We start from the raw sequence: 25,783 nt of genomic DNA on the forward strand, positions 1-25,783 counted from the left end.
TCGTCTGTCAAAAATGCCGGCGGTGGCCGGAACGCCGGTATCCTACACCCTGAAAATTGGTGACACCCGGGTGCCGCTCAATGAACTGATCGGCCGTGTCGTACAGATCGACTTTGACGGCGTGATCCGGTGCATTCACTGTGACCGGACCACCAGCAAGAGTTTCAGCCAGGGCTACTGCTACCCGTGCTTCAGGCGCCTTGCTGCCTGCGATACCTGCATCATGAGTCCGGAAAAATGCCATTACCATCTGGGGACCTGCCGGGAACCCGAATGGGGTGAAACCCACTGCATGGTGGATCACGTTGTCTACCTGGCCAATTCTTCCGGCCTCAAGGTGGGTATCACCCGGGGCACCCAGGTGCCTACCCGCTGGATAGACCAGGGTGCTGTGGAAGCCATCCCCCTGCTGAACGTGGCTACGCGCCAGCTCGCCGGCCTCGTGGAAGTGGCCTGCAAGCAGCATGTGGCGGACAGAACCAACTGGCGTACCATGCTCAAGGGCGATATCGCGCCGCTGGATCTTGTCCGGGAACGCCGCCGCCTGCTCGATCTGATCGCCCCGGAGCTGGCGGAACTGCGCGCCGAACATGGCGAGTCCGCCATCACTGAGGCGCAGGACGAAGGCCTCGCACTGGGATATCCGGTGGAGGTCTGGCCGGAGAAAATCCGGACTCATAATCTTGACAAGACACCGTCGGTGCAAGGAGTACTGCAGGGCATTAAAGGCCAGTACCTGATGTTTGATACCGGCGTCATCAACATTCGAAAATATACCGCTTATCACGTTCGCCTGCAGGTTCACGGGCCGGCGGATTGACCCTGCCCCGGTATATTTTTCAGCAACCCTTTTTGGAGACACTTCATGCGCACCAGCCAGCCACGGACAATCTACCTGAGTGAATACCGTCCACCCGCATTTCTGGTGGATCACGTGGACCTCCGGTTTGAGCTCTTCGAAGAGGGAAGCCGGGTTCACAGCACGCTCACCATGCGCCGTAACCCCGAGTCCACAGACAGTCAGGCCGCCCTGGAGCTGGACGGTGACCGGCTGACCTTTCTGGAGCGGGTGGATCTCGACGGCAGGCAACTGACAGGCAGCGAGTTCGAGGACCAGGGTGACAGGCTGGTCATCGCCGATGTGCCCGAGCAGTTTCAACTGACCCTGGTGACCTGGCTGGAGCCCCAGAAAAATACCCGTCTTGAAGGCCTGTACAAGTCATCCGGCATGTTCTGCACCCAGTGTGAGGCTGAAGGCTTCCGGTGTATCACCTATTTCCCGGACCGCCCCGACGTAATGGCCCGCTTCCGGACACGGGTTGAGGCGGACAGGGCCGCGTACCCGGTGCTGCTTTCCAACGGCAACGACGTTGACAGGGGAGAGATTGAGGGCGGCCGGCATTTCGTTACCTGGGAAGACCCCTTTCCCAAGCCCAGCTACCTGTTTGCACTGGTTGCCGGTGACCTGGTGGAAAAGAAGGACAGCTTCACCACCATGTCGGGCCGGGATATTGACCTCCGGATGTACGTGGAACCCCGCAACAGCAACAAGTGCGACCACGCCATGGCATCCCTGAAGCGTGCCATGCGCTGGGACGAAGAGATGTATGGGCGGGAATACGATCTGGATATTTTCATGATCGTGGCTGTGGATGACTTCAACATGGGAGCGATGGAGAATAAGGGGCTCAACATTTTCAACTCCTCCTGCGTTCTTGCCAGCTCCGACACCGCTACCGATGCCGCGTTCGAACGCATTGAGTCCATTGTCGCCCACGAGTATTTCCACAACTGGTCTGGCAACCGGGTGACCTGCAGGGACTGGTTCCAGCTCAGCCTCAAGGAAGGTTTTACCGTGTTCCGGGACTCTCAGTATTCCGCCGATGTGGGCTCGGCCACGGTCAAACGCATCGAGGATGCGACCCTCATGCGTACTGCGCAGTTCGCCGAGGATTCCGGACCCATGGCTCACCCGGTACGCCCGGATTCCTACATGGAAATATCCAACTTCTACACGCTCACTATCTATGAGAAGGGTTCGGAAGTGGTGCGGATGATACGGACCCTGCTGGGACCGGATCTGTTTCGCAAGGGAAGCGACCTCTACTTTGACCGCCACGACGGCCAGGCAGTAACCACTGACGATTTTGTCCGGGCAATGGAAGATGCCAGCGGCCGGGATCTTGGCCAGTTCCGCCGCTGGTATGAGCAGGCGGGGACTCCCCAACTCACCATCAGGGACGAATACGACGCCGGAGACCAGGTCTATCGCCTGACCATCCGTCAATCGGTGCCGGACACTCCCGGGCAGACGAACAAAAAACCCCAGCACATTCCCTTTGGCGTCGGTTTGCTGGGCAGCGATGGCCGGTCCATTCCGCTGAGGCTTTCCGGTGATGACAGCAATGTCACTGAACGGGTGCTGGAACTGACCGGTGAAAGCCACACCTTCGAGTTTCAGGGAGTCACGGAGCAGCCGGTCCCCTCTCTGCTGCGGGGGTTTTCGGCACCGGTGAAAGTCGATTATCCCTGGAGCCGGGAGCAGCTTCTGTTCCTGATGAACCATGATCCCGACGGCTTCAACCGCTGGGATGCCTGTCAGCGGCTCGCCATCGATGTCATAACCTCGCTGGTCGATGCGCCCGCCGAGACGCCGGTGGACCCTCGGCTGCTGACCGCCTACCGCATTCTGGTGTCCGATCCGGAACAGGATCAGGCCCTGGTGGCGAAAATGCTGCACCTGCCCAGTGAGGCCTACCTGATTGAGCTAAGCGGGGAGGCGGATGTCCAGGCCATCAGCCGGGCACGTGAGCGGGTTCTCGGGGAGCTTGCGCTGACCCTCCGTGATGACCTGGTCGCCTGTTATAACCGCAATCAGCAGAGCGGGCCCTATGAGCTCACTCCCGACGCTATCGGCAATCGCGCCCTGTGCAACACCGCCCTCGCGTGGCTGCTTCAGGCCAATGATGAAGAAGGGCGGCTGCTGGCCCGCAAACAGTTCGCTGAAGCGGACAATATGACCGAGCAGTCCGGTGCCTTACGGGCACTGGTCAACTCCGGATTCGAACAGGACCGCGAGCAGGTACTTGGGGAGTTTTATCAGCAGTGGCATGAGGATCCGCAGGTAGTGGAGCAGTGGTTCTCGATTCAGGCCTCAAGCCCGAAAGCCGGGGAGCTGCCAAAAATCCGGTCCCTGCTTGAGCACGAGGCATTTCAGTGGAAAAATCCCAACAAGGTCAGGGCGGTAATTGGAGCCTTTGCCGGCCAGAACCTGGTCCGGTTTCATGCCGAAGACGGTTCGGGTTACAGGTTCCTTGCCGAGCAGATCTGCCGTCTGGATGACAGCAATCCGCAGATTGCTGCCCGCCTGGTGTCGCCGCTGACCCGCTGGCGCAAATTCGCGCCTGCCTACCGTGGGAGCATGAAGGCGGCCCTGGAAACCATAAGGGACAAAAAGGACCTTTCCCGGGATGTGCATGAGGTGGTTCACAAAAGTCTGGCAGGTTAAGCAGGAAGGTCTCGACATTGGCGCTGCTGCAGGGTATCTGTACCAGCGCTTTGAAGTTCTGACGGTAAGGGCCGGAAGGCGGCGCCGTACAGGCCGTATCAGACTGATACAAAATCGCACTTTCGGTCGATAGACAATGTCTGCTTATCAGCTAATCTTATAAAATCTTAAAATGACAACAATTTAAAGCCTTAAAGGCTTTCAGACGCACGTAGGGCTCGAACACATGAGATATAACAAAAACTGGCTTCTGGGCAGTCTGCTTGCCTTCTCGGTTGTAAGCACGTCAGCCTCTGCCGCTGTTTCAGGTAGTGAAGCCTCACGGCTGGGAAATGATCTGACTCCCTTCGGTTCCGTAAAAGCCGGAAATGACTCTGGCACCATCCCGGCATGGGATGGCGGCCTGACTGAGCCGCCCGCAGGTTACAAAGGTTCCGGTCAGCACCATATCAACCCATTCCCCAATGACCAGGTCCTGTTCACGATCAACGCCCGCAATGCGGACCAGTACAGCGATCATCTGTCTGACGGCGTGATGGCCATGCTGAACGCCTACCCTGCAAGCTTCGAAGTGCCGGTCTATCAGTCCCGACGCACCCATGCGGTGCCAGAGTTTGTTGAACAGAATACCAGGAAAAACGCGGTAAACGCGGAAATCGTCGGGGCCGGAGCAGGTATTGATGGCGCATTTGGCGGTTATCCCTTCCCGATTCTGCACGGCAACAACGAGCAGAAGGGCTGGCAGGCCATGTGGAACCATCTGACCCGCTGGCGTGGTATCTCCATTACGCGTCGCTCCAGCGAAGTTGCGGTTCAGCAGGGCGGGGACTACTCGCTGGTTACATCCCAGCAGGAAGCCTTCTTCAACTTTTACAATCCTGAAGGTGGCGAAGAAGACCTGGATAACATCATCTTCTACTACCTGTCATTTACCCAGTCACCCCCGCGACTGGCCGGTGGCGCCATTCTGGTCCATGAAACCCTGAACCAGATAATCAATCCCAGGAATGGCTGGGGCTATAATGCCGGCCAGCGCCGGGTCCGGCGTGCGCCCAACCTGGGTTATGATTCTCCGATTGCTGCTGCGGACAACCTTCGTACCGCCGATGACACGGATATTTTCAACGGTGCCCTTGACCGCTACAACTGGCGCTACGAAGGCATGAAGGAAATGTATATCCCTTACAACAACTACAGGATTGGCGAGAAAGGGCTGCCTTATTCAAAAATCCTCGGTGTGTCCCACCTCAACCCGGACCTGACCCGCTTCGAGCTGCACAGGGTGCATGTTGTTGAGGCGACCCTGAAAGACGACGCCCGCCACATTTATGGCAAGCGCAGGTTCTATATTGATGCTGATAGCTGGAACATAGCGCTGGTTGACCAGTATGATGGCCGCGGTGAGCTCTGGCGGGTAACCATGGGCATGCTCAAGAACTACTACGAACTCCCGGGCGTGTGGACAGTCCTCGAGGTTTTCCATGACCTCCAGGCCCGCCGTTACCACGTGCTTGGTCTGGACAACGAAGAGTCCCAGACCCGGGTGTTCACGGATGATGTCCCCAACAAGCGTTATTTTTCACCGGCCTCCCTGCGCCGCAGGAGTGTCCGGTAATCTGAAAAACAGTACCCACAGAATCAGTTAACGCAGATCAGATGCTGGCGTCCGGAAGGGCGCCGGCATTTGCATTGTCAGGGGAATAGAGTCGGCCAGGGTCCCGGGCCGGACATTGAATTAACACAACATAAAGGCAATCTGAATGGCTACAAGGTTAACGCGCAAGACTATCGGGGCGGTTTGCCTGGGACTGTCCCTCGTTGCGGCGGCCCCATCGGCAGTTGCTGTCGGGGATGTGCTGGAAATACCCGCACGTGACACCCAGCTGGCAACCGAATATCTACTGAACGATGTTGCTGAGGCTGGCGAGCGGATGGTTGCGGTTGGAGAACGCGGCCATATCATCTATTCGGATGATGATGGCAGGACCTGGACCCAGGCCGAAGTCCCCGTTTCCGTGACGCTGACAGCCGTTGACTTTGCCAACGAAACTCACGGCTGGGCCGTAGGCCACAGTGGAGCCGTGTTGCATTCCTCGGACGCGGGCGAAACATGGACTCTTCAGATGACCGGCATCAGGGCAATGGAACTGTCCATTGAAGCAAAAGAAAAGCAGGTCGAAGTGATGGAGGAAGAGATCGCCGAAGCTCCCGAAGAGGAAAAGGGTGATCTCGAATGGGCGCTGGATGATCTGCTTTTCACCATTGAAAACATGCAGTCCGACATGGAGATCGGACCGGTGAATCCGCTTCTTGGCGTGTGGTTTGAGAATGAGGACCGTGGATTCGTTACCGGCGCTTACGGCATGATCCTCCGGACCACAGACGGCGGCGAAAGCTGGAAGGACATGTCTGGCGAGGTTCTTAATCCCCGAGGCTATCACCTGAACGCGATCACCCAGGTGACGGGTGGCGGACTGGTCATCGTCGGGGAGGCTGGATTCATCCAGGTGTCCACTGACCGGGGTGACACCTGGGAGACCCGGGAAAGTCCCTATACCGGGTCCTTCTTTGGCGTTATCGGTACGGGCAAAGTGAATGAAATAATGGCCTTTGGTTTGCGGGGCAACATCGTGTTTTCCTCAGATCTTGGCCGAAGCTGGAAAACCGTGCCCGTCGATTCAACCGCGACCCTGAACGACGGAGTCGCAGACGAGTACGGCAGGATTATCCTGGTTGGTAATGGCGGCGCTGTGCTGGTCAGTACCTCCGGTGGCGAGACCTTCAAGCATTACTTCCGTGACGACCGTGAAGGTGTGATGGACGTGGTTCCAGTCAAGGCGAACCATCTCATTCTGTTCGGTGAGCAGGGCGTGTCTCACGCTGATGAAACCGGCAAGAACCTTTAATCACGCCCTGATGTGGCACGAACCGAAAGAACAAGAGGGTCATTGAATGTCCAACCCGAAGCACGACAAGGGCGAGCATTACATAACAACGCCAAAGGCTGAACCGTTCCTGGAGCGGCTCATTTTCAACAATCGGGCGCTTATCCTGATTGCCTTCCTGGTGTTGACTGCTTTCCTTGGTTACAACGCCTCAAAAATCCAGCCGGATGCCAGTTTTGAGCGGATGATTCCGCTGGAGCATCCGTACATTGTCAACATGCTCAAGCATCGGGACGATCTTGAAAACCTGGGCAACTTTGTTCGCATCGCCGTGGAAGTTGAAGAGGGCGATATATTCACCCAGGAATACATGGAAACCCTGAAGCTGATTACCGATGAGGTGTTCTACCTTGACGGTGTCGATCGATCCGGCCTCAAGTCCCTCTGGACCGCAAACGTGCGCTGGGTGGAGGTAACCGAACAGGGCTTCCAGGGTGGCACGGTGATCCCCGACGGTTACGACGGGTCCAGGGATAGCCTCGAACAGCTGCGTCAGAATATTCTGCGCTCAAGCGAAGTTGGCCGGCTGGTAGCTGACAATTTCAAGTCCACGGTGGTTTATGCTCCCCTGTATGAAACCAACCCAGAGACAGGTGAGCCACTCAATTACGGTGAATTTTCCAAACAGCTGGAAGAGAAAATCCGTGAAAAGTACGAAGCACAAAACCCCAACATCGATATCCATATTGTGGGCTTTGCCAAAAAAGTCGGTGACCTGATCGAAGGCATCAGCTCCATTGCGTACTTTGCAGGCATTACCATCCTGCTGACCACGCTGCTGCTTTTCTGGTATTCCCGCTGTGTTGCCGGCACCCTGGTTCCGGTGTTCTCCTCAATCATTGCTGTGGTCTGGCTGCTGGGTGCACTCAGGCTTCTGGGCTATGGCCTGGACCCCTATTCAGTACTGGTACCCTTCCTGGTCTTCGCCATCGGCATCAGTCATGGTGTCCAGATTGTGAACGCCATGGCCATCGAGGCTGCCAAAGGCTTTGATCCATTGATGGCGGCCCGGCTGGCCTTCAGGGCGCTCTATATTCCCGGCATGCTGGCGCTGATTTCCGATGCGTTCGGCTTCCTGACCCTGCTGTTCATTGAAATTGACGTTATCAAGGATCTGGCGGTGGCTGCGGGCCTGGGTGTGGCGATTGTCATCATCACCAACCTTGTGCTGCATCCGCTTATCATGTCCTACATCGGCATTACCAAAGGCGGCGTCAGGCACGTCCAGAACCATGGTGAGAAGCAGGATCGCAAGTGGCGCATCATGTCCTACTTTGCGCATCCCAGCGTGGCTCCTATTTCACTGCTGATTGCGGTTCTGGGTCTGGGGCTTGGTGTCTATTACAAGCAGGACCTGAAAGTGGGCGACCTTGACCAGGGTGCTCCCGAGTTGCGCAAAGACTCCCGGTACAACCAGGACAATGCTTTCATCATTGACAACTATTCCACCAGTGCGGATGTGCTTGTTGTCATGGTCAAGACTCCGGTGGAGGAGTGTACCCAGTACGAAGTTCTCAGGGCCATGGACCGCCTGCAATGGGAGCTGCAGAACACACCTGGTGTTCAGTCGTCGGTATCCCTTGCGGATGTCTCGAAAATCGTGACCAAGGCGCTGAACGAAGGTAACTGGAAGTGGTATGACATTTCCCGCAACCAGACCATCATCAACGCCTCTATTCGGGAAGCCCCGGCTGGCCTGATCAACACCAACTGCAGCCTGACGCCAGTGCTGGTGTTCCTGGAAGACCACAAGGCCGAGACCCTGGAAACGGTGGTTGAGCGTGTGGAAGAGTTTGCCGGCAATCACAGCAACGAAGAGCATACCTTCCTGCTGGCAGCTGGTAACGCAGGTGTTGAGGCTGCGACCAATGAGGTCATCTCCGGCGCCAAGAACATGATGCTTCTGTTCGTGTATGGCGTGGTGAGTGTGCTCTGCCTGCTGACTTTCCGGTCAGTCCGTGCCGTCCTGTGCATTGTTGTGCCGCTGGGGCTTACGTCGATTCTGTGCGAAGCCATCATGGCCGTGTCCGGGATTGGCATCAAGGTGGCGACGCTTCCGGTTATCGCTCTGGGCGTGGGTATTGGTGTGGACTACGGCATCTATATCTACACCAAGCTGGAACGGTATCTTCTGGAGGGCATGCCGCTCCAGGAAGCCTATTTCGAGACACTGCGCTCCACTGGCAAGGCGGTCATGTTTACCGGCGTGACCCTTGGCCTGGGTGTGGTAACCTGGATTTTCTCTCCGATCAAATTCCAGGCTGACATGGGCTTCCTGCTGTTCTTCATGTTCCTCTGGAACATGATCGGCGCCATCTGGCTGCTCCCGGCGCTGGCCAGGTTCCTGCTGCGCCCCGAGAAAATGCTGGCAAAGGCGCGAGCCGGCAAGTAACACCCTGAAGTGAACTCAAAAGCCCGCGAAAGCGGGCTTTTTTTTGGCCGGTCATACAGTTAGCCACCTATTTCTATCTTTATTTACTGACGATTCTGGACTATGTTCAATGGGGAAAGGCGTAAGCGCCTGTCTTGCAGGGCAGGCAATGAAAATAATGACGAAAAAGGAATCTTTCATGACACATCGACTCAGATTATCGTCTCTGGCCGTCGCTGCAGCGATTGGTCTCGGTACCTCTGCCACAGCTGTACACGCTGAAGAGCAGACTTTTGTCACCATCGGCACCGGCGGCGTGACCGGTGTTTATTACCCTGCGGGTGGCGCTATATGCCGTCTGGTCAACATGAACCGGAAGGATCACGGCATTCGCTGCTCCGTGGAAAGCACGGGGGGGTCCATCTATAACCTCAATGCCATCCGCCAGGACGAGCTGGATCTTGCTGTTGCGCAATCGGACTGGCAGTACCATGCCTACAATGGCACCAGCGAGTTCTCAGATGACGGCCCCAACAAAAAGCTGCGGGCGGTATTTTCCCTCCATCCCGAGCCGTTTACCGTTGTGGCGAGCAAAGATTCAGGTGTGAAGAATTTCAAGGACCTGGCGGGCAAGCGGGTTTCCGTGGGCAACCCCGGGTCTGGTCAGCGGGCAACTGCTGAGGTGCTGATGGAGGAAATGGGCTGGACCATGGACAAGTTCTCGCTGGCAGCTGAGCTGAAAGCCTCGGAGCAGTCACAGGCACTGTGTGATGGCAACATCGACGCCTTTTTCTACACCGTTGGACATCCATCAGGCGCCATCAAGGAAGCCACCACTTCCTGCGACAGCAGGCTGGTCCATGTAAACAATGACGCGACCAAAACTCTGGTCAAGGAAAATCCCTACTACCGCGTAGCCACCATTCCGGGTGGCATGTACCGGGGCAACGATGAGGACACCACCACCTTCGGTGTGGCCGCCACATTTGTGAGCTCCACGGATGTTCCGGACGACGTGGTTTATCAGGTTGTAAAGGCAGTGTTCGAAAACTTCGACAGTTTCAAACGCCTGCACCCGGCGTTTGGTAATCTCGAGAAGAAAGAAATGGTCACCGATGCCAACAGTGCGCCTCTGCATCCGGGTGCTGAAAGGTACTACAAGGAAGCCGGACTGCTCTGATCGCAGAATTCGGCAGGGCCGGGCGAGGACAATCCCCGGCCCTTTTTGATCCATTGCGGAAGTACAGGAAGTAATCATGGCGACTGGTGAGAATTCGGAGAACTACACCCCGGACGAGAAGAAGATTGCCGAGGTGCTTCAGACTGAAACCGGGGGCCGGGCACTGAAGGGGCCTGAGGCAACCCTACTGTTTATTATTCCGGTCTGCTGGTCCCTGTTCCAGCTCTGGATCGCATCTCCGCTACCTTATATTTTCGACTTTGGCATTCTCAACTCTACTCAGGCCAGGTCGATTCACCTGACCTTTGCCGTTTTCCTGGCCTTCACGGCCTTTCCCATGGTCAAACGGGGCCACCATCTCGAGCATATTCCAGTCTACGACTGGATACTGGCACTCGCCGGGTCTTTTGCTGCCGGCTATCTGTTTCTTTTCTATGATCAACTCGCTACACGGCCGGGTGCGCCCACCACATTTGACATGGTTGTCGCGCTGGGCGGCCTGGTGCTCCTGCTTGAGGCTACACGACGGGCCCTCGGCCTGCCGCTGGCTATAGTCGCGGGGGTGTTCATCTTCTACTCTCTTGCCGGCCCCTATATGCCAGCTGTCATTGCCCACAAGGGAGCGAGCCTGAGCAAGCTGGCTTCCCATCAGTGGCTGGGCACAGAAGGTGTTTTTGGTGTTGCCCTCGGGGTGTCCACCAGCTTCGTTTTCCTGTTTGTTCTGTTTGGCGCCCTGCTGGAACGGGCCGGTGCCGGCAACTACTTCATAAAGATTGCATACGCCTGTCTGGGCCACATGCGTGGCGGGCCGGCCAAGGCCGCGGTGGTTTCCAGCGGTTTGAGTGGTGTTATCTCGGGCTCATCCATAGCCAACGTGGTCACCACTGGAACCTTCACCATTCCGCTGATGAAGCGCGTCGGTTTTCCTGCCACCAAAGCCGGTGCAGTTGAAGTGGCTGCTTCCACCAACGGTCAGCTGACACCTCCTATCATGGGTGCCGCCGCCTTTCTCATGGTGGAATATGTTGGAATCTCCTACCTGGAGGTTATCAAACACGCAATTCTGCCGGCGATGATCTCCTACATCGCGCTTGTCTATATCGTTCACCTGGAAGCCTGCAAGCTCAAGATGATGGGCATGGAGCGGCTGGAGCGGCCCGGGCTGGCCCAGCGGATGCTTAACTGGGTCGTGCTGCTACTTGGGCTCTGTGTTCTCACCTTTGCGGTTTATTACGGCATCGGCTGGATCAAGACCCTGCTCGGCGAGCAGGCCATGTGGGTTCTTACGCCTGCCCTGGTGGCGGTCTATGTCGGGCTTGTTGCCTATGCCGCAAGATTTCCTGAACTGGAAGTCGATACTGCTGATACAGACATGACCCAGCTCCCTCCAGTTGGCCCCACAGTGAAAACCGGCCTCCATTACCTGCTGCCGGTAGTGGTTCTGATCTGGTGTCTCACCGTTGAGCGCTTCTCGCCCCAGCTGTCAGCCTTCTGGGCGACCATCTTCATGATCTTCATTGTGCTCACCCAGCGCCCGCTGCAGGCTTTTTTCCGCAAGCGGGGAGCGCTGCTGAGCGAGCTCAGGGTCGGTGGGAAGGACTTCATACATTCGCTGGCGACAGGCGCCCGCAACATGGTGGGTATTGGTGTAGCCACCGCTACCGCCGGCATAGTGGTGGGAACCGTGACCCTCACAGGCATCGGCCTGGTGATGACCGAGTTTGTTGAGTTTATTTCCGGCGGCAACCTGATGCTGATGCTGATTTTTACCGCCCTGATCAGCCTGCTGCTTGGCATGGGCCTGCCCACCACAGCGAACTATATTGTCGTATCCACCCTGATGGCGCCGGTGATTGTCACTCTCGGTGCTCAGAGCGGGCTTATTGTTCCATTGATCGCCGTCCACATGTTTGTCTTTTACTTTGGCATTCTGGCGGACGACACGCCGCCCGTGGGACTGGCCGCCTACGCGGCGGCGGCCATCTCAGGTGCGGATCCCATCAGAACCGGTATTCAGGGCTTCACCTATGATATCCGGACCGCCATTCTGCCTTTCATGTTCATCTTTAATACCCAGCTCCTGCTGATCGGCCTGACCGGGTGGTTCGATCTTCTGCTGACAATAACCAGTTCGGTCCTGGGCATGCTGGTATTTTCAGCAGCCACCCAGGGTTACTGGCTGACCAGAAGCTACAAGTGGGAAACTGCTCTCCTGTTGCTGGTGACCTTCACCCTTCTGCGGCCTGGTTACTGGTGGGACATGGTCTACCCTCCGACCGAAGAGCGCCCCGGCAGCCAGGTTGTCCAGTTCATTGAGACCAACCCGGAAGCGGGATCAGTGACGCTGCGGGCATCTGGCATGAGCATGACCGGTGACGACGTGTCCACCTACATCAAGGTCGACCTGCCGCCCGGAGAAACAGCGGAGGAGCGCCTGCAGGCCGCCGGCCTTGAACTTTCGCCGGATGACGAGCGCATGATGGTGGAGTTTGTTCAGTACGGCAGCGCCGCCGAGAGGGCAGGGCTGCAGTTTGGCTGGACCGTGGATGCGGTACAGGCGCCACTTGAGCGGCCCGTCAAGGAATGGATGTTCATACCGGCACTGATCCTGCTCGGCCTGCTGGCCTGGAGTCAGCTACGCCGGCGGACCGATGAAGACAGGGGCATCTCCGGCACTGCGCCTGCCTGACGATTCCCCGATGTTGCCGATGACAACTTCAGGGCCAAACTGTTACACTCGCCGGCTGTCAAGCCGCGATTGTAACGCGGTGCCTGTAAACATGTGGTCTTTGGTACGGATCACCGCTGCTGGAGTTGTTCCTGATGCCCGTTGTAACCCTGCCTGATGGCAGTCACCGCAGTTTTGCCGAACCCGTCACCGTACATGATGTTGCCGCAGATATTGGCGCAGGCCTGGCAAAGGCCGCTCTTGCTGGGCGCGTGAATGGTCAATTGGTGGACACCAGTTACAGGATTGACGAAGACGTTGATCTTGCCATTGTCACCGAGCGTGACGAGGAAGGCGTGGACGTTATCCGGCATTCCACCGCCCATCTGCTGGCCATGGCGGTCAAGGAACTGTTTCCGGAAGCCCAGGTGACCATTGGCCCTGTGGTGGACAACGGCTTTTATTACGACTTCAGATACGACCGGCCTTTTACCAACGAAGATCTCAGCCGGATCGAAAAGCGCATGGAAGAGCTGGCAAAGCAGGATATCCCTGTTCACCGCTCGGTCCTGTCCCGGGACGAAGCTATCCGGCTGTTCGATGAAATGGGCGAGGAGTACAAGGTTCGCATCATTCAGGACATTCCCGGCGAGGAACCCCTGTCTTTTTATCGTCAGGGCGATTTCATCGACCTCTGCCGCGGTCCCCACGTGCCCAACACTGGCAAGCTCAAGGCATTCAAGCTCACCAAGGTGGCCGGCGCCTACTGGCGGGGCGACACCAGCAATGAGCAGCTCCAGAGGGTCTACGGAACCGCGTGGGGCAACAAAAAGGACCTCAAGGCCTATCTCAACCGGCTGGAAGAAGCGGAAAAGCGGGACCACCGCAAAATTGGCAAGAAACTCGGCCTGTTTCACATGCAGGAAGAAGCTCCGGGCATGGTATTCTGGCACCCCGATGGATGGACCATTTACCAGCAGATTGAGCAGTATCTGCGTGAAAAACTCCGGGTTCACGGCTATCAGGAAATAAAGACCCCCCAGGTGCTGTCCCGGGTGCTGTGGGAGAAGTCCGGGCATTGGGAGAAGTTTGCGGATGACATGTTCACCACGGAATCCGAGAAACACGACTTCGCCATCAAGCCCATGAACTGTCCCTGCCACATCCAGGTGTTCAATCAGGGGCTGAAAAGCTACAAGGACCTGCCGCTGCGGCTGGCGGAGTTCGGTTCCTGTCATCGCAACGAAGCCTCCGGCGCGCTGCATGGCCTGATGCGGGTGCGGGGCTTTACCCAGGACGACGCCCACATCTTCTGTGAAGAAAATTCAATTCAGGAGGAGGTGTCCCGGTTTATTGAGCTTCTCCATGAGGTCTACACGGACTTCGGCTTTACCGAAATCCTCTACAAGCTTTCCACCCGTCCTGAAAAGCGTGTGGGGTCTGATGAAGTCTGGGACAAGTCCGAAGCGGCGCTGGAGCAGGCCCTTAACACCGAAGGGGTGGAATGGGAGCTGCTGCCGGGGGAGGGCGCCTTTTACGGTCCCAAGATCGAATTTTCCCTGAAAGACTGTATTGGCCGGGTCTGGCAGTGCGGTACCATCCAGGTAGACTTTTCCATGCCTGGCCGTCTTGGGGCACAGTATGTGGCCGACAATTCCGAGCGTCGCACGCCGGTCATGCTTCACCGCGCCGTCCTTGGATCTTTCGAGCGATTTATCGGAATTCTGATCGAAGATTACGAAGGTGCATTTCCGACCTGGCTGGCGCCGACCCAGGTTGCGGTGATGAATATTACGGACAATCAGCGGGATTATTGTCAGAAACTGGCAAAAAACCTCGAATCTTTGGGCTATCGGGTTAATGCTGACTTGAGAAACGAGAAGATCGGCTTTAAAATCCGCGAGCATACTATTAACAAGGTTCCCTTCCTGGCGGTGGTCGGCGATAAAGAAGTCGAGACCGGATCAGTGGCAATCCGCACCCGAAAGGGGGAGGATCTGGGAACCATGAAGCTGGAAGCGTTTGAAGCCATGTTGGCTGATGAAATCAGACGCAAAGGCAAAATCAAAACGGAGAACTGATTATTAAACAGCGAGCGACCCGGGGACGCGCACCACGTGCGCTAATCAATGAGAACATTCAAGCCGAAGAAGTCCGACTGATCGATGCCGAAGGGGATCAGGTCGGCATAGTCCCAATTGAGGAAGCCCTCAAACGGGCGGAAGAAGCTTCTCTGGATTTGGTTCAGATCACTGATTCCGATCCGGTCGTCTGTAAGATCATGGACTTCGGGAAAAAGATCTTCGAAGAGAAGAAGGCCAAGGCTGCTGCCAAGAAAAAGCAGAAGCAGGTTCAGGTAAAAGAAGTGAAGTTCCGGCCAGGAACTGAAGAAGGGGATTATCAGGTAAAACTACGCAACCTGACACGTTTCCTTGAAAACGGGGACCGAGGCAAAATCACTATTCGCTTCCGTGGACGTGAGATGGCACACCAGGAAATTGGTATGAAGCTCATGAACCGCATCGAATCGGATATTGAGGATATGGCCCAGGTCGAACAGCGGCCGAAAATGGAAGGCCGCCAGATGACCATGGTCGTGGCTCCCCGTAAAAAGAAGTGACATCGCTCGAATCCGGTTGCCCCGCGTTTGCGGGGAATCTGCCGTTCAGTGTCGCTATTGTTATTCAAAAGAGAATGCGGAGTTTTAAAAATGCCCAAAATGAAAACCAAAAGCGGAGCACTGAAGCGGTTCAAGAAGACCGCCACAGGGTTCAAGCACAAGCAGTCCTTCACCAGTCATATTTTGACCAAGAAGAGCCCCAAGCGTAAGCGTCAGCTCCGTGGTACCAAGCTGATTGCCAAGTCCGATGTGGCCTCCGTCAAGCGTATGCTCGCGCTGTAAAGCGTTTACTGGATAAGAGAAGGATTAAACTATGCCCCGCGTAAAACGTGGTGTCGTCGCTCGTCGGCGTCACAAGAAGATTCTTGATCAGGCCAAGGGTTACTACGGCGCTCGCAGTCGTGTATTCCGCGTTGCCAAGCAGGCGGTCATCAAGGCCGGTCAGTACGCTTACCGTGACCGTCGTAACCGCAAGCGTCAGTTCCGCGCTCTGTGGATCGCCCGTATCAACGCAGGCGCCCGCGCCAACGGCCTGTCATACAGCCGTCTGATCGCTGGCCTGAAAAAGGCGAATGTTGAAATTGATCGCAAGGTTCTGGCCGATCTGGCCATGAACGAGCAGCAGGCATTCAGTGCTGTTGTCGAGAAGGCGAAAGCGTCTCTGACTGCTTAAGCTCTTTCATCGATTGCTGATCGATAGGGAAGCCCTCAGGGGCTTCCGGTAATAGGGGAAGAGCATGCTCTTCCCCTATTTTTGTTTCAGGTACACGGTTTTGTTTTAGGCACACGGTTTTGTTTTGGGTAAATGGCTTTTTCGGTTATGACAACGGGACAATCTGACGCCCCCACATTCTGATTTGGAGCAGGATCAATGGAAAACCTTGAACAGCTTGTTCAGGAAGGTCTGGCAGCAGTAGAGCAGGCGGACAGCCTGCAGGTGCTTGATCAGGTGCGGGTGGATTATCTTGGCAAGAAAGGGGTTCTGACCCAGCAGCTTAAGTCCCTCGGGCAACTGTCCGCGGAGGAGCGTCCGGCCGCGGGCCAGAAGATCAACGATGCGAAGGCAACAATCCAGCAGGCTATTACTGAACGCAGGGAGCAGCTTGAAGCCTCAGCGATCGATGAAAAACTTGCCAATGAGTCCATCGATGTCACGCTTCCGGGCCGGGGCCAGGATCTCGGCGGGCTGCACCCGGTCACCAGAACGCTTCAGCGCATTGAACAGTTTTTCGTTCGGGCCGGTTACACCGTGGAAGAGGGCCCTGAAATCGAGGACGATTACCACAACTTCGAAGCCCTGAATATTCCCGGCCACCACCCCGCCAGAGCCATGCACGACACCTTCTACTTTGACCCGGGGACGCTGCTTCGCACCCACACTTCGCCGGTCCAGATCCGCACCATGGAAGTAGCTGAGCCGCCTTTCCGGATGATTTGCCCCGGCCGGGTGTACCGCTGTGATTCGGACATGACCCACACCCCCATGTTTCACCAGGTGGAAGGCCTGCTGGTGGAGAAGGACGTCAGCTTTGCGGATCTAAAAAGTACCGTCGAGGCGTTTCTGAGGGTGTTTTTCGAGCGGGACCTTGCCGTGCGTTTCCGGCCCTCTTACTTCCCGTTTACAGAGCCCTCGGCAGAAGTCGACATTGAATGGGGCCGGGAAGCGGACGGTAGCACAAAGTGGCTTGAGGTCATGGGCTGCGGCATGGTGCACCCCAAAGTATTCGAGCATTGCGGCGTGGACCCCGAGGTATATCGCGGCTTCGCGTTCGGTCTTGGCGTGGAGCGGCTGGCCATGCTGCGTTATGGCGTGAACGACCTGCGCATGTTTTTCGACAACGATCTGCGTTTTCTGCGTCAGTTCCGCTAGCACGCAGGAAAGGGCTCCAGAGATTTAAAAGGGTTGAGGACCTCCATCAACCTGACCGCATCAGGACAGGGCAAACATCATGAAATTTAGTGAGCAGTGGCTTCGTGAATGGGTTAATCCCGCCAATGACACCCAGGAACTGGTGCATCAGATCACCATGGCGGGTCTGGAAGTGGACGGTTTTGAGCCTGTTGCTGGCCGGTTCAGCGGTGTCATTGTGGGCGAAGTGACTGACGTGAGCCCCCATCCGGATGCAGACAAGCTGAATGTCTGCCAGGTTTCCAGCGGTGCGGCATCCGTGCAGGTGGTCTGTGGTGCACCCAATGTCCGTTCCGGAATGAAAGTGCCTTTCGCCACCGTGGGTGCTGTTCTGCCGGGCGACTTCAGCATCAAAAAAGCAAAACTCCGGGGCCAGGTATCCAATGGCATGCTCTGTTCCGAATCCGAGCTGGGTATTTCCGACGATCACGAAGGCCTCATGGTGCTCCCGGATGATGCACCAGTGGGCCGTGACCTCGCTGACTACCTGAAGCTCAACGATGTCACCATTGATGTGGATCTGACCCCGAACCGGGCGGACTGCCTGTCCATCCGGGGCATTGCCCGGGAAGTGGGTGTGCTGAACGAAATGCTGGCGGAAGGTCCAGACTGCGCTCCCGTTGCTGCCGTGCATTCTGAAACGGTGGATATCGCCGTGGATGACCCGCAAGGCTGCCCACGCTATCTCGGCCGGATTCTGAGCAATGTGGACCTCACCGTTAAGACTCCGCTGTGGATGCAGGAGAAACTGCGACGCTCCGGTATCCGCTCGATAGACGCAGCCGTAGACGTCACCAACTACGTCATGCTCGAGCTGGGCCAGCCCATGCATGCGTTTGACCGGGCCGAGATCCAGGGCGGCATCAGGGTCCGGATGGCCGAGGCGGGGGAGAAGCTCGTACTTCTGGATGGTCAGGAAGTGGAGCTTGCTCCCGGTACCCTGCTGATCGCTGACCATGAAAAGCCGGTGGCCATAGCGGGGGTTATGGGGGGAGAGCATTCCGGGGTCAGCCCGAAAACCCGGGACCTGATCCTTGAGGCGGCCTATTTCGACCCCATCACCCTGGCAGGAAAAGCCCGACATTACGGCCTGCACACGGACGCGTCACACAGGTTTGAGCGGGGAGTGGATCCCGATCTCACCCGTGATGCAATGGAGCGGGCCACTGCGCTTCTGATGTCCATTGTCGGCGGTGCGCCCGGTGAAATAGTGGAGGTGAGCAGCGAGGAAGATCTGCCCTTTGAGAGGGTAATTGATCTGAGGGAGCAGCGGGTCGCGGATGTGCTGGGTGTGGAGATAAGCCGCACCAGGATTGAGGAAATCCTCGGCCGGCTTGGCATGCACATCGACAGGCTCCTGAAAAACGGCTGGCGAGTGCGGGTGCCCATGTTCCGGGCCGATATCAGCATTGAAGAGGACCTGATAGAAGAGGTCGGCCGGATTTACGGCTATAACAACCTTCCGGTGACCCAGGCTCATGGTTCCATTGAACTGCGGCCGGAGCCCGAGGCGGAGCGTCCCCTGTCAGCCGTTCAGAACTATTTTGTTTCCTGTGGCTACCAGGAGGCCATCACCTACAGTTTTGTGGACCCCAGAGTCCAGACCCTTGTGGATCCCGAGCAGGTGGGCATTGAGCTGGCCAACCCCATCTCCGCCGACCTGTCCGTCATGCGGACCACCCTGTGGAGTGGTCTGTTGAAAACCCTTGGCTATAACCAGAACCGGCAGCAATCCCGGGTGCGTCTCTTCGAGACTGGCCTGAGGTTTGTCCGCTATGGCGACGAGATTGATCAGCGGCCCATGCTGGCGGGCGTGGTTACTGGAAATCATCTGCCGGAAAACTGGGCCAACGGCCGCCGGGCAGCGGATTTCTATGACCTCAAGGGAGAGCTGGAGTCGCTCTTCTCTCTGCTGGGTGTATCTGTTGAATTCTCGGCGGGCGAGCACCCCGCGCTGCATCCGGGGCAGACCGCAAAGCTGTCCCTGAGGGGTATCACCGTGGGCTGGATGGGCACTTTGCACCCGCAGGTGCAGAAAAAGCTCGACCTCAATGGCACGATCCTGATGTTTGAGCTATTCTTGAAACCGATCCTGTCTGGATATGTGCCTAATTTCAAAGAATTTTCAAAATTCCCTGAAGTTCGGCGGGATTTGGCTATTATTATCGGAAGTGACGTTGCGTTTGCCGACGTGGAGCGTATTGTTGAAAAGACTGCTGGCGAGCGTCTGACTGGACTGCGCGCATTTGACGTTTACGAAGGCAAAAACCTGGGGGAGGGCAACCGAAGCCTTGCCCTGAGTCTGTTCTGGCAGCACCCGGAGCGCACGCTCAACGATGACGAAGTGCAGACGCTCTTCGACGGCGTTGTCGAAGCGCTGAAAAGCGAGCTTGGAGCGACATTGAGGAGTTGATGAATGGCGGCTTTGACAAAGGCAGAAATGGCCGAGCGATTGTACGAGGAGCTGGGTCTTAACAAGCGTGAAGCCAAAGAGATGGTAGAAGCTTTTTTCGATGAAATCAGAGACGCTCTCAGTCACAACGAGCAGGTAAAGTTGTCGGGTTTTGGCAACTTCGACCTTCGCGACAAGAAGCAGCGGCCGGGACGGAACCCTAAAACCGGAGAAGAGATACCCATCAGTGCCCGGCGGGTTGTTACGTTTCGTCCAGGACAAAAACTAAAGCAGAAAGTAGAAGCGTATGCTGGAACCCAGTCATAATAATGAACTTCCCGTCATTCCGGGGAAGCGCTACTTCACCATCGGTGAGGTAGCTGAACTGTGCGCTGTAAAGGCTCACGTTCTCCGGTACTGGGAGCAGGAATTTCCTCAGCTTTCCCCGGTCAAGCGTCGCGGTAACCGTCGCTATTACCAGCGTGCCGATGTTCTGACGATCCGCCAGATCCGCAGTCTTCTCTACGAGGAAGGCTACACTATTGGTGGAGCAAAGCAGAAACTGAGCAGTCACGAGGTCAAAGACGACACCTCCCAGTACAAGCAGCTTATCCGCCAGATGATCACCGAGCTGGAAGACGTTCTCACCGTGTTGAACAGCCCGATTCGGTAGTTTCTTCAGAACTCGCGATAATCCGGTTTTGAGTGTTTATTTTTAGGGGGCGCTGGTGTAGACTGCGCTCCGCTAAGCCGTTGAGTTCCCTCTCTTTGGCAGAAAGTCCGGCTGGCAGAGTCCAGACAGGCTTTATTAGTGATTCGGGGCGTAGCGCAGCCTGGTAGCGCATCTGCATGGGGTGCAGAGGGTCGCAGGTTCAAATCCTGCCGTCCCGACCAGAATATCCCACAAAATGCCGTCAACTATTGACGGCATTTTCGTTTCTGGTCTTTCCTTCTTTGATATTTCGCGCCCGAAACAATAGACTTACCAATTCGTAACCTGAAAAATTGTTGAGCAAGTGACGGGCGCACCCGTGTTTCCCGATCAGGCTCTGCCAGTATTGCACAACAAAACGACGGAGGCTTCCCAGTGGGCAAAGCTTTAAAAGACGAATACCAGACCGATTACGTAGTGGGGCAGGACAACATCGCCCGCTTCGGTTTTGACATGCACAACATTGTGTTCCCGGTGACGGCACTGCTGATTATCGTGTTCGTTGTCGGAACGCTGATCTTTCCGGCAGGATCCAAGGAACTTCTTGATGGCGCCAAAAACGGCGCCATCGCCATATTTGACTGGGGCTTTTTGCTGAGCGCCAACCTGTTTGTGATTTTTTCCCTGCTTCTGATCTTCCTTCCGGTCGGCAAAATCCGCATCGGCGGGGTTGATGCCAAACCGGAATTTTCGACCCTGTCCTGGTTTGCGATGCTCTTTGCCGCTGGCATGGGTATCGGTCTCATGTTCTGGGCCGTCGCTGAACCCGTGGCCTACTATACAGACTGGTATGGCACGCCTCTGGACGCAGCAGCGAACACCCCTGAAGGCGCCCGTATGGCCATGGGTGCCACCATGTATCACTGGGGGCTTCATCCCTGGGCCATTTACGCCGTGGTTGGTCTTTCCCTGGCGTTCTTTACCTACAACAAGGGATTTCCGCTGACCATCCGGTCCGCATTCTTCCCCATCCTGGGTGACCGGGTCTGGGGCTGGCCCGGGCATGTCATCGACATCATCGCTGTGCTTGCCACAATTTTTGGCCTCGCGACCTCTCTCGGTTTCGGTGCGCAGCAGGCGGCCTCCGGCCTGGCTTTTCTGTTCCCTGACGCCATTGACGGTGGTCTGAATGTCCAGATAGGCATCATTGCCGGTGTTACAGCGATTGCCACCATCTCGGTCATCCGGGGCATCGAAGGTGGCGTCAAGCTCCTGAGTAACATCAACATGTTTCTCGCGGCGCTGTTGCTGCTGTTTGTGATTTTCGCAGGCTCGACCATGTCAATTCTGCAGTCCTTCTTCACCACCACGACGGCCTACATTGGGAACATTATTCCACTGAGCAACCCGTTTGGTCGTGAAGACGCCACCTGGTTCCACGGCTGGACCGTGTTTTACTGGGCCTGGTGGATCTCCTGGTCACCGTTCGTCGGCATGTTCATTGCGCGGGTATCAAAGGGACGGACGGTTCGTGAGTTCATCACGGCAGTGCTGCTGGTTCCCACAGTGATCACCATTGTCTGGATGAGCACCTTCGGCGGCAGCGCTCTTGAGCAGATTCAGAACAACGTGGGCGCGCTCGCGGCCGATGGCCTGACCGACGTATCCCTGGCGATGTTCCAGATGCTGGCCAACATTCCTCTGGCGGCCATCACATCGTTCCTCGGCATAGTTCTGGTGCTGGTGTTCTTTGTCACTTCTTCCGACTCCGGCTCGCTGGTTATCGACAGCATCACCTCCGGCGGCAAGATCGACGCGCCGAAAGCTCAGCGTATCTTCTGGGCGGTTACAGAGGGTGTCATAGCAGGTGTTCTGCTCTTCGTCGGCGGCTCAGACGCCCTGAGTGCGCTTCAGGCCGGTGCGGTGAGTGTGGGGCTACCCTTCACCATCATCCTTCTGGGTATGTGCTACAGCCTGTTCAAGGGGCTGACCCACGAACGGGCCCTGCTGATTGCCGAAGGCAAGATGTAACAGCCCGAACAAGAGTAAAAGAGAAACAGAAAAGGCCCCATTCGGGGCCTTTTCTGTTTCAGTGAACCCGCCTTTCGTGCTATTGGCCGAACTCGGCCATGGCGTAACGTACGCGCTTTTCTGCAGTAAAGTGAGGTCTCTTGAGCCTCTCTATGTTCTGCAGCCTCGGCAGCAGCCCACAGCCATTCGCTATCTGGATTGACAGCCCGGGTCGGGCGTTGAGCTCCAGCAGAAGAGGGCCCTGGTCTGCGTCCACCACAAGGTCGACCCCCATGTATCCAAGGCCCGTAGCCTCGTAACAGCGGGATGCCATGACCAGCATTTTTTCCCAGTCGGCAATTTCGATGTTGTTGAGGCTCAGCCCCGTATCCGGGTGCAGAACAACGGGCCGGTTGAACTGCACGGCATTGACGCACTGGCCTGTGGCTATGTCCAGGCCCACCCCAACCGCCCCCTGGTGAAGGTTGGCCTTGCCGTCTGATGCCCGGGTTGCGAGTCTCAGCATGGCCATGACCGGATAACCCTGGAACACCACGATGCGTATGTCCGGCACGCCCTGAAAAGAGAATTTCTCCAGGGCGGGCGTGGTCTTTACCAGTTCTTCCACGATGGCGACGTCAGGAGCGCCGCCCAGGGAGTAGAGGCCGGCGAGGATATTGGAAAGATGCCGCTCAAGGGTGGCCACGGTAACTGCGGCACCAGAGCCCTTGATAAAGTCATCCCCCTCCCGGCGGAGAATGACCATGATGCCCTTGCCGCCAGAACCCTTGGAAGGCTTTATGGCAAAGCCTTCAAGCTGGTCGACACGTTCCCGGAAATGGGATATTTCGTGCTGCTGGCTGACCACCTGCAGGAGTTTTGGGCTATTCACCTCCCTTTCCGCGGCGGCCAGCTTGGTTTTCAGCTTGTTGTCCACAAGGGGATAGGCGGCGCGGTCGTTGTATCGCAGAATGTAATCGACATTGCGCCGGTTCATGTTGAGCATGCCCAGCCGATTCAGGAGAAATGGCGATACCCACTTCATTTGTCATAGGCCTTCATCGGCTCAAAGCGGCGCAGCTCACTGAGTTTGTAGCCTGTGTACTGACCAAGGAGAAGGACCAGGGCAAAGATCACCAGGTGCAGCTCAGGAAAATTGAACGTCAGATGGCCGGCAAGGGGAGCGCTCATTGCAAGGAAGGCGCAGGTCGCCACGAAAAGACTGCCTGTTCCCTGGGTAAGAACTTCCCGGGGACCTTCCTCCTCCCAGAGGATGGACATGCGCTCGATGGTCCAGGCCAGGATCACCATCGGGAAGAAGGTGACCGTCATACCCGTGCTGAAGCCCATCTGATAACCCACGATGGCGATGCCTGTGGTTATGAAAATGACCAGCATGATCAGGGCTGAAATCCGGGAAACCAGCAGCAGGTTCAGGCTGGACAGATACCCCCGGAGCAGCAGTCCGATGGCAACCACCGAAACAAAGGCGATCAGGCCGGGCAGAAGGGATGTCTGCACGAAGGCGACAGCGATCAGCACCGGCATGAAGGTTCCCGAAGTCTTCACCCCGATGACAATCCTCATGAATGCCACAACCAGGGCGCCAAGGGGCAGGAGCATCAGCATCCGGAACATGCTCTGTTCTTCGATGGGAAGCTGGTAGAGACTGAGCAGGCCAAGGCCTTTTGAGCTGGATTCGTCCTGGGCCAGCTGCATGGAGGGCACCGTCTGCCGGAGCATGGAAAAGCTGACCTGGGAGTTGGTGCCGCCGTTGAGGTCGATCAGTGAGATGGAATCCTCGCGCCACAGGAGCACATCTTCAGGCAGCCCCTGCCCACCGGTCTGAGGGTTGAATGTCAGCCATTTCTCGCCGTTGTGGATCTGAAGAAACGGGCGCAGGGATTGGCGCCGTCTGGCGTCTTCAAGTTTTAATCCGTCAGTGATACGAGCCGGAATGCCTGCATGGTTGAGCATTCTGGTGAGAAGCTGGATTCTGTCACTGTCGGCCAGCAGGAGGCTGGTGTTCTGGTCGGGATCTTCTGACTGCAGGAGCTTGATAAGCTCCCGGGTCATGCTTTCCGGTGTGCTGGACTTTGCCGCTGCCTGCTGCAGTACTTCCTGTACCGCAGTGGCCTCGGGTTCTTCCCAGAACACGTCGTCGGGCTGAGGGTCCGCCCCCTCCCTCTGGCGCAACGGGGACTGATCCGGAACCATCTGTGCGGTGAAGTAGAGGGTCTGCTGGCCGGTGGCATCCCGCACGGTCCACTCAGCCCGTCGGGTGCCGGCGTCTTCGATGATGGAGAACCCGTAGCCGGGTGAGGCTGCCTGTTCCGAAAGAATACGAAAACCTGGCGGATCCCGGGGAATGTTCAGGCTGACAAGAACCGGTTCTCCCTGGGCCAGAAAATCAATTCGCGCTTCCACCATCCAGACAGGACGCTGTTCACCTGCCAGCCAGGGAACCCCCATTTCCACATGCCGCAGCACCGCGAGCACAATACCCACGGTGATAAGAATAGCGACGCCAAAATAGAACGGAAGCCTGGAGCGGGTGGTCAATTTGAAGTGCTTCCTTCAGTTTCAACGGATTCTGGTAACTCAGTGGCGTATTCCTTGCCCACGTCGATCAGCATGACATCCCGCAGGATGTTGCGGCCGATGAGGACGGAATGGGAGAGGTGTTCCCGCTCCGCCAGAGTGAATTCGGCTTTCTGCTCATGGCCGCCGATTATGAACTGCAACTCCACCACAGGCCGCCGTTCAGCCTCATCCGCCGACGCCGAGACAATGCGCACATTGCGCACAATCTTTCGTTCGAGGGTCTCGAGCTTGCCCTCTGAATTGGGCACGGGAACATCAAATCTCACCCAGTTTTCGCCATTTCGCTCAAAGCGGGTCATGTTACGGGCGTCAATCGACGAAGTGGTCGCCCCGCTGTCAATCCGGGCAACATACACCAGCCCCGGCCCAACCAGCAGGAAACGTTCCAGTTCACCGACGATGATCTTGTTGTTGAGCCGTTGCGCGCCATTATCGCCTGTGTTGCCGGCGGATCCCGTGGCAGGGCAGGCTTTCTGCTTTGGCGCAGGGGGACAGGAGGGCTTTTTCACTTTTTCATCGATGGCTTCCAGCACCTGCTGGGTGGACTCTGTCTGCTGGGCCATCAGGAGGGTCTGCTGGGTAAACGTGAGAGACCGCAGTTTCTCTATTTCTTCCCGTTGCTTCTCAACCGCAACTTCGAGCTCGTTGAGGTCACGACGTTCCACCAGGAAACCGGTGTTGGCGCATCCTGTAGCAGTCAGGGCAATCAACGCCGCTGCAACAAGAGCGGAACCAGGGAAGCGGGCGCTGCGTACAAACATTCCAAACCTCAGACTTGAGGACACCCGGGCATCCTGATGGACAACCGGCGTCAGTTTCTGGCCTGAACCGATAGTCCCCCATCGGATCGTGTAATTTTTAACGCAGAAGTATACAGCAGTCACCAGGGGGGTGTGAGCCACTGGCCATTAACGAACGGACATC

19 protein-coding genes and 1 tRNA gene are annotated in these 25,783 nt (G+C 56.8%); 17 read left to right on the top strand and 3 right to left on the bottom strand.

Going from position 1 to position 25,783, the window contains the following annotated elements; genetic code table 11:
* Window positions 1-13: 13 nt before the first annotated feature.
* From LG327_RS10150 to LG327_RS10230, 17 genes are all read left to right on the top strand, one after another.
* Window positions 14-820 (top strand): DUF2797 domain-containing protein, encoded by an 807-nt coding sequence (locus LG327_RS10150; protein WP_404369344.1) that lies wholly within the window; start codon window positions 14-16, stop codon window positions 818-820.
* Window positions 821-865: 45 nt separating this feature from the next.
* Window positions 866-3,508 (top strand): aminopeptidase N, encoded by a 2,643-nt coding sequence (gene pepN / locus LG327_RS10155; RefSeq protein ID WP_404361697.1) that lies wholly within the window; start codon window positions 866-868, stop codon window positions 3,506-3,508.
* 226 nt (window positions 3,509-3,734) lie between these two features.
* Window positions 3,735-5,123: a DUF1329 domain-containing protein gene (locus LG327_RS10160; RefSeq protein WP_404361698.1), complete on the top strand. Its 1,389-nt coding sequence runs from the start codon at window positions 3,735-3,737 to the stop codon at window positions 5,121-5,123.
* 145 nt (window positions 5,124-5,268) lie between these two features.
* The gene (locus LG327_RS10165; protein WP_404361699.1) at window positions 5,269-6,414 is read left to right on the top strand and encodes a WD40/YVTN/BNR-like repeat-containing protein; all 1,146 of its coding nucleotides are present in this window, start codon (window positions 5,269-5,271) and stop codon (window positions 6,412-6,414) included.
* Window positions 6,415-6,460: 46 nt separating this feature from the next.
* Window positions 6,461-8,845, top strand: coding sequence for an RND family transporter (locus LG327_RS10170; protein ID WP_404361700.1), 2,385 nt, complete (start codon window positions 6,461-6,463; stop codon window positions 8,843-8,845).
* A gap of 178 nt (window positions 8,846-9,023) precedes the next feature.
* On the top strand, window positions 9,024-10,004 hold the full coding sequence (locus LG327_RS10175) for a TAXI family TRAP transporter solute-binding subunit (protein ID WP_404361701.1): 981 nt from the start codon (window positions 9,024-9,026) through the stop codon (window positions 10,002-10,004).
* Between the two features lie 76 nt (window positions 10,005-10,080).
* Window positions 10,081-12,693 (top strand): TRAP transporter permease, encoded by a 2,613-nt coding sequence (locus tag LG327_RS10180; RefSeq protein WP_404361702.1) that lies wholly within the window; start codon window positions 10,081-10,083, stop codon window positions 12,691-12,693.
* Window positions 12,694-12,827: 134 nt separating this feature from the next.
* Window positions 12,828-14,753, top strand: coding sequence for a threonine--tRNA ligase (gene thrS / locus LG327_RS10185; protein WP_404361703.1), 1,926 nt, complete (start codon window positions 12,828-12,830; stop codon window positions 14,751-14,753).
* Entirely contained in the window at window positions 14,750-15,292 is a 543-nt protein-coding gene (gene infC, locus LG327_RS10190) for a translation initiation factor IF-3 (protein WP_404369347.1), read from the top strand. Before thrS ends, infC begins: the two co-directional genes overlap by 4 nt.
* Before the next feature lie 90 nt (window positions 15,293-15,382).
* Window positions 15,383-15,574, top strand: coding sequence for a 50S ribosomal protein L35 (gene rpmI, locus LG327_RS10195; protein ID WP_404361704.1), 192 nt, complete (start codon window positions 15,383-15,385; stop codon window positions 15,572-15,574).
* A 31-nt stretch (window positions 15,575-15,605) separates the two neighbouring features.
* Window positions 15,606-15,965, top strand: coding sequence for a 50S ribosomal protein L20 (rplT, locus tag LG327_RS10200; protein ID WP_404361705.1), 360 nt, complete (start codon window positions 15,606-15,608; stop codon window positions 15,963-15,965).
* 198 nt (window positions 15,966-16,163) lie between these two features.
* Window positions 16,164-17,162, top strand: a complete 999-nt coding sequence (pheS, locus tag LG327_RS10205) for a phenylalanine--tRNA ligase subunit alpha (protein ID WP_404361706.1) — start codon at window positions 16,164-16,166, stop codon at window positions 17,160-17,162.
* Window positions 17,163-17,241: 79 nt separating this feature from the next.
* A complete protein-coding gene (pheT, locus tag LG327_RS10210) occupies window positions 17,242-19,614 on the top strand; it encodes a phenylalanine--tRNA ligase subunit beta (protein WP_404361707.1) in 2,373 nt (790 codons plus the stop codon).
* A gap of 3 nt (window positions 19,615-19,617) precedes the next feature.
* Window positions 19,618-19,920, top strand: a complete 303-nt coding sequence (gene ihfA, locus LG327_RS10215; RefSeq protein WP_152206387.1) for an integration host factor subunit alpha — start codon at window positions 19,618-19,620, stop codon at window positions 19,918-19,920.
* Window positions 19,901-20,266 (top strand): MerR family transcriptional regulator, encoded by a 366-nt coding sequence (locus LG327_RS10220; protein WP_404361708.1) that lies wholly within the window; start codon window positions 19,901-19,903, stop codon window positions 20,264-20,266. The genes ihfA and LG327_RS10220 overlap by 20 nt, the downstream gene beginning before the upstream one ends.
* Before the next feature lie 144 nt (window positions 20,267-20,410).
* Window positions 20,411-20,487, top strand: a tRNA-Pro gene (locus LG327_RS10225).
* Window positions 20,488-20,680: 193 nt separating this feature from the next.
* The gene (locus LG327_RS10230; protein ID WP_404361709.1) at window positions 20,681-22,276 is read left to right on the top strand and encodes a BCCT family transporter; all 1,596 of its coding nucleotides are present in this window, start codon (window positions 20,681-20,683) and stop codon (window positions 22,274-22,276) included.
* Between the two features lie 79 nt (window positions 22,277-22,355).
* Here LG327_RS10230 and LG327_RS10235 read toward each other — a convergent pair whose 3' ends face one another.
* Genes LG327_RS10235 through LG327_RS10245 form a run of 3 tightly spaced genes read right to left on the bottom strand, consistent with a single transcriptional unit; the run spans window position 22,356 to window position 25,620 of the window.
* Window positions 22,356-23,300 (bottom strand): alpha-L-glutamate ligase-like protein, encoded by a 945-nt coding sequence (locus LG327_RS10235; protein ID WP_404361711.1) that lies wholly within the window; start codon window positions 23,298-23,300, stop codon window positions 22,356-22,358.
* Window positions 23,297-24,817, bottom strand: coding sequence for an inactive transglutaminase family protein (locus LG327_RS10240; RefSeq protein WP_404361712.1), 1,521 nt, complete (start codon window positions 24,815-24,817; stop codon window positions 23,297-23,299). The genes LG327_RS10235 and LG327_RS10240 overlap by 4 nt, the downstream gene beginning before the upstream one ends.
* The gene (locus LG327_RS10245; RefSeq protein ID WP_404361713.1) at window positions 24,814-25,620 is read right to left on the bottom strand and encodes an ATP-dependent zinc protease; all 807 of its coding nucleotides are present in this window, start codon (window positions 25,618-25,620) and stop codon (window positions 24,814-24,816) included. The genes LG327_RS10240 and LG327_RS10245 overlap by 4 nt, the downstream gene beginning before the upstream one ends.
* Window positions 25,621-25,783 lie beyond the last annotated feature (163 nt).

Source organism: Marinobacter sp., from assembly GCF_044799475.1.
In the GTDB taxonomy this organism is placed as follows: Bacteria; Pseudomonadota; Gammaproteobacteria; order Pseudomonadales; family Oleiphilaceae; genus Marinobacter.